The sequence below is a fragment of the Colwellia sp. 6_MG-2023 genome (genome assembly GCF_030547765.1).
In the GTDB taxonomy this organism is placed as follows: Bacteria; Pseudomonadota; Gammaproteobacteria; order Enterobacterales; family Alteromonadaceae; genus Colwellia.
Map to the genome: position 1 here is coordinate 1 of NZ_JAUOPP010000047.1, position 8,166 is coordinate 8,166.

Here is an 8,166-nt window from a genome sequence, read left to right on the forward strand (position 1 = left end):
GATAACTTATTAAAACAGCCCGTTGATGATTCGTTTTGCCTGAACCCCTTGGAACTGGAGCGCATTGTAGAGATTTTTAAAAAAGGGTCAAGGATTTTTTGTAAAGTTTTGCTTGTTCGCAGATAAATCGAGCTAAATGTTTTCATTTCATCCAATTTATCGTTATTAATTGCTATCTTGAATGTTTTTTACACTAATATAGTTGCACAATGACAAAAGGTGAGTAACATAGAAATGTAAATTTACATTTTGTTCTTATAAATTAATATTAAAATAATAATTAGGTATCCATTATGAAGTCTCCGAATATCTCAGCAATAGTTATAGCAGCCATTTTCGCTATTATTGCTTTTTTAGTTTTTAGTTATATATCAGCTGTTACACCTTTACTTATTGCTGTCTTTGTTTTTGTCAGTTTACTTATTGCTTCACTTATTAACTCTCCTGCTAGTAAAGACAACCCAAGTGTTTCATCTGATACTGAAAATAATACCAACGATTTAAAAACACTCTATGTTGGTAATTTGCCTTATCGCGCCAATGAGACAGCAGTAAGAGAACTGTTTTCTACATACGGTCATGTCGAATCAGTAAGATTGATGAAAGACAAACATACCGGTAAACGTAGAGGATTTGGTTTTGTAGAGATGTCTGCAAGTGATTTAGAAAAAGCAATTACAGCATTAAATGATGCTGAATTTGAGCAACGTACTTTAAAAGTTAGAGAAGCAAAAGAGCGTCCTGAAAGAGTTGAAACAAAGGACTAAGCCTCATAGCGTTAACTCTGCATTAAAGCTTAAAACTAAAACCCGATTACTATCGGGTTTTTTATTACCGTAAAATCGACTTAATTGTTGTCTTCGATATAACTGCCCTATCGCTTTGTTGATATGATTTATGACTTTTATCTTTCTTAGTTAAAAGGCACGATATTAAATTTCTCCTAACGACAATGGGATAAACCTAAACAAATATTCACTCTATACTAGACAAAACCTAATCTCACGCTAAAATTGCGCACTTCAATACTCAAGTTTATCAAAATAACTGAGTATCCTAGCTCATACCAGTAGCCTCTAATAAGTAAACAATAAGGTAAGCATTTATGTTTAGTCATATTCATCCCGATAATTATGAACAGCAATTGTCAGAGAAAAATCAAGAAATGACCGCTCTATTTTCTTGCTTTAATAATCTCCCCTCTGCAGAAATATTTCCATCAAAGCCGTTGAATTATCGTTTACGTGCTGAGTTTAGAGTCTGGCACCAGGGCGATGATCTCTATTACATAATGTTTAACAGTGAAACTAAAGAAAAGTTCCGTGTTGATGATTTTCCTGTGGCCAGTCAATTAATAAATCAGGCTATGAAAGCTTTATTAATTGCAATTAAAGATATTAAAGAGCTACGGTACAAACTATTCCAAGTTGACTTTCTTTCAACGTTAAGTGGTGAGCTCCTTATTAGTATGCTTTACCATAAACCTTTAGAGCCTACCTGGGAAAAAGCAGCAACAGAGCTAAAAGTTCAATTATCAAAAATAGCTCCCGTCGATATAATTGGTCGGGCGAAAAAACAGAAAATCATCCTTGATAAAGATTATGTGATGGAGTCTTTAAGGGTTGGTGATAAGAAGTTTATCTATCAACAAGTTGAAAATAGTTTTACCCAACCAAACGGGAATGTAAATGAACAAATGCTGCTATGGGCTCAAAAAGCGACAGTCAACGCTGGTGGAGATTTAATAGAGCTTTACTGTGGTAATGGAAATTTTAGTATTGCCTTAGCGCAAAATTTTGCACGTGTTTTAGGTACTGAAATATCAAAAACTTCGGTAAAATCCGCACAGGTAAATATAGCAGCTAATAATATTGATAATATAAATATTGTGCGTATGTCGAGTGAAGAGTTTAGTCAAGCCATGAACGGTGAGCGTAAATTCAGACGCCTAGAAGGATTCGATTTAACCACATACAATTACGATACAGTATTAGTTGATCCACCTCGTGCAGGACTCGACAAAGACAGTGTTGAGCTCGTAAGCCGTTTTAATACGATTATATATATTTCTTGCAACCCTAATACATTAAAAGAAAACTTAATTGACTTAACGAAAACACACACCATTGAGAAATTTGCTTTGTTTGATCAATTTCCCTATACCTCACATATTGAAGTAGGTATGGTGTTAACAAGAAAATAGTTTAAAGAAGTGACCTTTCAAACTCAAAAGGGTTGAAACAAAATTTCATCTGTTGCGAACTTAGTTATTTATTTGTTTTTTTTGATATTTTACGTCTATCACTAAGTTCAGCAGCACCACGAGCAATAAATCGAAGTTGTTGAATAGTCTGTTTCGATAATTGCGCTCTTTCTGATTTATCGTCCATATCTAATGCATCGGAACCTGCACTAAAAACGATAGTGACCGCTGCATTAGCTTGCATATAAGCAACTTCTGTATCTAAATTCTTTGCGTGTTGTAAATAATCACAAAGTTCCATGGTGAAATAACGAATTTCCCGAATTACCGCGGCTCGAAAAGCCGCTGAAGTACCTGAGCGTTCTCTTAGTAATAATCGAAAAACATTACCGTTACTTTCTATTAGCTCCATAAATGTCTCAACAGATATTTGGATAACTGAGCCACCTTTCGCAATACGTTGGCGGGCTTGGCGCATTAACTGCCTTAATGTTAAACCTGCCTCATCTACTAATGTTAAGCCAAGTTCATCCATATCACTAAAATGTCGATAAAATGAAGTTGGTGCAAGACCGGCCTCTTTTGCTACTTCCCTTAAACTTAAACTGGAAAAACTACGCTCAGCACTTAATTGATTTAAAGCGGCATCAATCAACAACCTACGTGTTTTTTCTTTTTGCTGGGCACGAATACCACTCATGGCTTTCCTCTTTATAAAGTATTCTAGGTGAGCATATTATAACAAACGCATAATATCAGTTTACTAACCCGAGTAAAAATATATTAATTAGACTTGACTGGTTCAACGTGTACGCTAAACTATAACAATAGCGTACACGTGTACACTTAAATTCATATGAAATATTAGTTAAGAACAGCGAGATAAAATGAAAAAACCCCAGATTGTATGGCTCAACGTCGTTATTTTTATAGTCACCTTTTTAGTCGCTATAATTGTAGTTCCTTATAGAGCCATGACCACAGGCTTTGACAATACAGAATTAGTATTTGCTTTAATCTGTTTTATTTATTGTGGTATGTCAATCACCGCTGGTTATCATCGTTTATGGTCACACAAAACCTACCAAGCACATTCAAGTTTACGTTTCATTTTTGCTTTAGGCGGCGCATTTGCATTACAAAATAGTATCTTACATTGGTCTTCAGATCATAGAGTTCATCACAAACATGTCGATAACAATGATAAAGACCCTTATTCAGCCAAAAAAGGCTTTTGGTATTCACATATAGGATGGATGTGCCGAGAGTATCAAGCTCATCGTTATAGTGATTACAATAATGTTCGAGATCTACAAAAAGACAAAATAGTAATGTGGCAACATAAGCATTATTTATTACTGACTATTATGATGAACCTTGGCGTGCCAATCGCATTTGGTTTATGGCACGGAGATATTCTTAATAGTATTCTATTAGTTGGCTTCCTACGATTAGTGTTAAGTCATCACACGACATTTTTTATTAATTCGTTAGCCCATATTTGGGGAAAACAGACTTATACTGATAAAAACACTGCAAGAGATAATGGTTTGTTAGCATTACTTACCTTTGGCGAAGGCTATCATAATTATCATCATATATTTGAAAATGATTACCGAAATGGTATTCGTTGGTGGCAATTCGACCCCACAAAATGGCTAATTAAAAGTTGTCAGTGGTTAGGGTTGACGACAAAATTACGCACCAGCCCAGAAGATAAAATTGAAAAGATGCGTCTAGCTATGACCCTAAAACGTAGCAAAGACAAATTAACTCGATTACCTAATGCGGAGCAAGCTATTTTACACCTTCAACAAGAATATGACTTATTGATTAGTAAACTCAATGATTATTATCAAGTACGAAAAACACTGCTAACAGAAAAGCGTGAGCAAGTATTAGCAGATGTTGAAAAGTCTGAATTGATGAAACAATATAAAGAATTGAAAATTAAATTGATTGAACAACAAAAGAATTGGCACAGCCTCACTGCAAAACTCACATAATAATCAATAAAATACAAATCAATTGATTACCATTTTCCCTAAATCCTGCTAATATTTTCATAAGGAATATAATCAGGGTTTGAGGAAAATCTTTTGGCTAAAGCTAATACAACGAAATCAACGAGTGAAAAAACATTTGATTATGATGTAATCATTATCGGTACGGGTCCTGGTGGCGAAGGTGCCGCAATGGAACTTTCCAAAAAAAATAGAAAGGTCGCTATTATTGAACGTTATAAAGACGTTGGTGGTGGCTGTACTCACTGGGGTACAATACCTTCTAAAGCATTACGTCAAAGCGTTAGTCGATTAACAGAGTATAATGCTAGCCCATTATTTCGTGGCCACAATAAAGCGAAGCGTTTAACCTGTGCAGAAATCTTAAATCATGCCTCTTCAGTTATAAGTAAACAAGTACAACTCCGCAGTGGTTTTTATGATCGTAACCAAGTTGAACTAATCACTGGTGATGCTTCTTTCATTGATACTAATACCATCCAAGTTATAAAAAAAGATGGTTCAATAGAAAAGATTAACGCAGAAAAAATTGTCATTGCTACCGGCTCACATCCTTACAGACCTGATGATATTGATTTTAATCATCCACGAGTGTATGACTCAGATACTATTCTTTCACTTAAACATGAGCCTCGTTCTATAATTATCTATGGGGCTGGTGTTATAGGCAGTGAATACGCATCAATTTTTCGTGGCCTGAGTGTAAAAGTAGATTTAATTAACACACGTGAACGACTCTTATCCTTCTTAGATGATGAAATATCTGATGCTTTAAGTTATCACTTATGGAATAACGGTGTAGTTATTAGGCATGGTGAACAAATAAAGCGTGTTGAAACCACAGAGCAATCCGTCATTGTATATTTAGAATCAGGTAAAAAAATGCGAGCTGATTGCCTGTTATTTGCTAATGGCCGTACAGGCAACACGGCTGATTTAAAATTAGAGAATGCCGGCTTAAAAGTAGATGGACGTGGACAATTAAAAGTAAATAACAAATATCAAACACACGTAGATAATATTTATGCTGTTGGTGATGTTATTGGTTACCCAAGTTTAGCTAGTGCTGCTTACGATCAAGGTAGATTAGCAGCATCGGCTATGATTGATCATCAAAGCACAGCGATGTTAATAGCTGATATTCCTACAGGTATTTATACCATTCCTGAAATCAGCTCCGTTGGTAAAACCGAGCAAGAGTTAACGGAAGCTAAAATACCTTATGAAGTTGGTAGAGCACAATTCAAGCATTTAGCTAGAGCACAGATCACCAATAGCCTAGTTGGCTCTTTAAAAATTCTTTTTCATCGTGAAACTAAAGAAATCTTAGGTATACATTGCTTTGGGGAAAATGCTGCTGAAATCATTCACATTGGTCAAGCGATCATGCAACAAACCAATGGTGGTAATACTATTGAGTATTTCGTAAATACAACCTTTAACTACCCAACAATGGCTGAAGCATTTCGTGTTGCAGCATTAAATGGATTAAATAGATTATTTTAATCCCTTTACTAAATGGGTAATTACTGTAGTTACATAGCTTATAAATTGAGTTATGTAACTTATCGCTGTCTATTAAGTTACTAGTGATCTAGATTATTGAAAATAACACACAAAAATTAATCTCGTAAGAAATGGCAATGACTAATAAAATGTTTTTTATGACAAGCTTAATATTATTTAGCTGCTTCAGTGTTGTTGCTGAGAATTATAGTATTTATCTAGTGCGACACGCAGAGAAATTGGATAAGTCTGCAGATCCAAATTTAAGTGAATGTGGTAATCAACGTGCTCACCAATTAGCTAAAATCTTAGCGAAAACCAACATATCTGCAATATATAGCACAAAATATCAAAGAACGATGCAAACTGCAGCGCCGACAGCTAGATTACAGCAACTAACAATCAAAAATTACAACCCAAATGATTTAAAGAAACTATCTAACCAATTACAACAAGATAGAATGAATGCCCTTATTGTTGGCCATAGTAATACTACCCCCGTCTTAGCAGGCTTTTTAGCCCAACAAAAAATAGCACCATTAACAGAAGATGATTACCAGTATTTATATCAAGTGCAGTTTTTGAATGAACAACCAATGTTAACTATCTTACAGCAACCTATAAATTGCCAAACACATAAAATTGCTAACTAACTGCCCTTATTAAAGCAGTCATGATTGTTTTTCTTAAAAAAAAGGGGGGAGATATAATTTATATCTCCCCCCCCTCTTAATTAAAGGCCAGATGAATTAAAGCATATAATTTTTTGGCATAGGTAAAGCAGCGACACCAGAATCAATCGCCGCTTGTGCGACAGCTCTAGCAACAGTCGCTAACAAACGTGAATCCATTGGTTTTGGAATAATATAATCTTTACCAAAACTTAATTCTTTTTCACCACTCGCAATTAACACTTCATTAGGAACAGGTTCTTTCGCCAACGTACGAATAGCATGTACAGCGGCAATTTTCATTTCATCATTAATAGTACGAGCACGAACATCTAACGCACCACGGAAAATGAATGGAAAGCATAGAACATTGTTTACTTGGTTTGGATAATCACTTCGCCCCGTAGCAATGATCAGATCCTCTCTAGCAGCGAGTGCATCTTCAGGTTTAATTTCAGGATCAGGATTTGAACAAGCAAAAATAACAGGTTTAGGTGCCATTAATTTAACTTGCTCTTGTGATAATAAATTAGGACCAGAAACACCAACAAATACATCAGCACCAGTAATAGCATCTTCTAAAGTACGTTTGTCAGTGTTATTAGCAAATAGCTTTTTATACTCATTTAAATCATCACGGCGCGAATGTATAACACCCTTAGTGTCTAACATATAAATTTTTTCTCGTTGTGCACCACACTTAATCAACAATTCCATACAAGCAATCGCGGCAGCACCAGCACCTAAACAGACAATATTTGCTTGATTGATATCTTTACCTTGAATATCCAAAGCATTCATCATGCCTGCTGCAGTTACAATAGCAGTGCCATGCTGATCATCATGAAACACAGGAATTTTACAACGCTCAATTAATGCTTTTTCAATAGCAAAACATTCTGGTGCCTTAATATCTTCGAGGTTAATACCACCAAAGGTATCAGCAATATTCGCTACCGTATTAACAAACTCTTCAACCGTTTTATGTTTTACTTCAATATCAAAAGAGTCAATATTAGCAAAACGTTTAAATAATAATGACTTACCTTCCATCACTGGCTTTGATGCCATTGCACCTAAATTGCCTAAGCCTAAAATGGCAGTGCCATTAGTGATAACAGCGACAGTATTTCCCTTTGCAGTGTATTTATAAACATCGTCAGGATTATCTGCTATTGCTCTTACTGGCTCTGCAACTCCTGGACTATAAGCTAGTGATAAATCTTCACTCGTTTCCGCTGCCGTAGTTAATGCTACGCTAATTTTTCCTGGCGTTGGTAAAGAATGGTAATCAAGTGCTTGTTGACGAAGATCTGACATTATTGTTTCCTAGTGCATTAGTGGTTAAATTATAAATAACACTTATTTATTATTATGTTTTTTCTAGTGTATTGCATTGCTTATTAGTTTATCAAGACCATTTAACTATATAGAATTGCTGTAAGCTTTATTAAACATAAACTTTATCAAGCAATTAATCATATTATTTAACTAAATAACGAACATTAGAACAGGGTATTATTAGTGATAACAGAGCTTATGACTGCAGAATAGATTGCACAAAGGCTGACAACAATTTACTTGAACTCCTCCCTCGCTTAATGGCAGCACCAGTTAGGGTTAAAAATTTGCTTTTATCGGCTAGACTTAGAAATTGTACCAATTTCATTTTATTAAGTTGTGTTTGAGTTGAGGAATAAAAAAGCCCCTAGTAAATAAATACTAGGGGCTTTTAAGTAACTATAAAGTTAATTAAAAAATA

The 8,166-nt window shown here is 35.0% G+C and carries 7 protein-coding genes; 5 read left to right on the forward strand and 2 right to left on the reverse strand.

The window, feature by feature from the left end:
• Window positions 1-293: 293 nt before the first annotated feature.
• Both Q4503_RS18555 and trmA read left to right on the forward strand, forming a co-directional pair.
• On the forward strand, window positions 294-767 hold the full coding sequence (locus Q4503_RS18555; protein ID WP_303603162.1) for an RNA-binding protein: 474 nt from the start codon (window positions 294-296) through the stop codon (window positions 765-767).
• 338 nt (window positions 768-1,105) lie between these two features.
• Window positions 1,106-2,203 carry a tRNA (uridine(54)-C5)-methyltransferase TrmA gene (gene trmA / locus Q4503_RS18560; RefSeq protein ID WP_303603163.1) on the forward strand — a complete coding sequence of 366 codons (1,098 nt, stop codon included), beginning with the start codon at window positions 1,106-1,108 and terminating at the stop codon, window positions 2,201-2,203.
• Between the two features lie 64 nt (window positions 2,204-2,267).
• On the opposite strand, the gene fabR is transcribed toward trmA, so the two are convergent.
• Window positions 2,268-2,903, reverse strand: a complete 636-nt coding sequence (gene fabR / locus Q4503_RS18565) for an HTH-type transcriptional repressor FabR (RefSeq protein WP_215972956.1) — start codon at window positions 2,901-2,903, stop codon at window positions 2,268-2,270.
• A 187-nt stretch (window positions 2,904-3,090) separates the two neighbouring features.
• On the opposite strand from fabR, the gene Q4503_RS18570 reads away from it, so the two are divergent.
• The 3 genes from Q4503_RS18570 to Q4503_RS18580 all read left to right on the forward strand — a co-directional run bounded on the left by Q4503_RS18570 (window position 3,091) and on the right by Q4503_RS18580 (window position 6,386).
• Complete coding sequence (locus Q4503_RS18570; RefSeq protein ID WP_303603164.1) at window positions 3,091-4,209, forward strand: fatty acid desaturase; 1,119 nt, start codon at window positions 3,091-3,093, stop codon at window positions 4,207-4,209.
• A 93-nt stretch (window positions 4,210-4,302) separates the two neighbouring features.
• Complete coding sequence (gene sthA / locus Q4503_RS18575; RefSeq protein ID WP_215972954.1) at window positions 4,303-5,733, forward strand: Si-specific NAD(P)(+) transhydrogenase; 1,431 nt, start codon at window positions 4,303-4,305, stop codon at window positions 5,731-5,733.
• 137 nt (window positions 5,734-5,870) lie between these two features.
• Window positions 5,871-6,386: a histidine phosphatase family protein gene (locus Q4503_RS18580; protein ID WP_303603165.1), complete on the forward strand. Its 516-nt coding sequence runs from the start codon at window positions 5,871-5,873 to the stop codon at window positions 6,384-6,386.
• 96 nt (window positions 6,387-6,482) lie between these two features.
• Here Q4503_RS18580 and Q4503_RS18585 read toward each other — a convergent pair whose 3' ends face one another.
• Window positions 6,483-7,724: a malic enzyme-like NAD(P)-binding protein gene (locus Q4503_RS18585; protein ID WP_215972953.1), complete on the reverse strand. Its 1,242-nt coding sequence runs from the start codon at window positions 7,722-7,724 to the stop codon at window positions 6,483-6,485.
• Window positions 7,725-8,166: the final 442 nt, after the last annotated feature.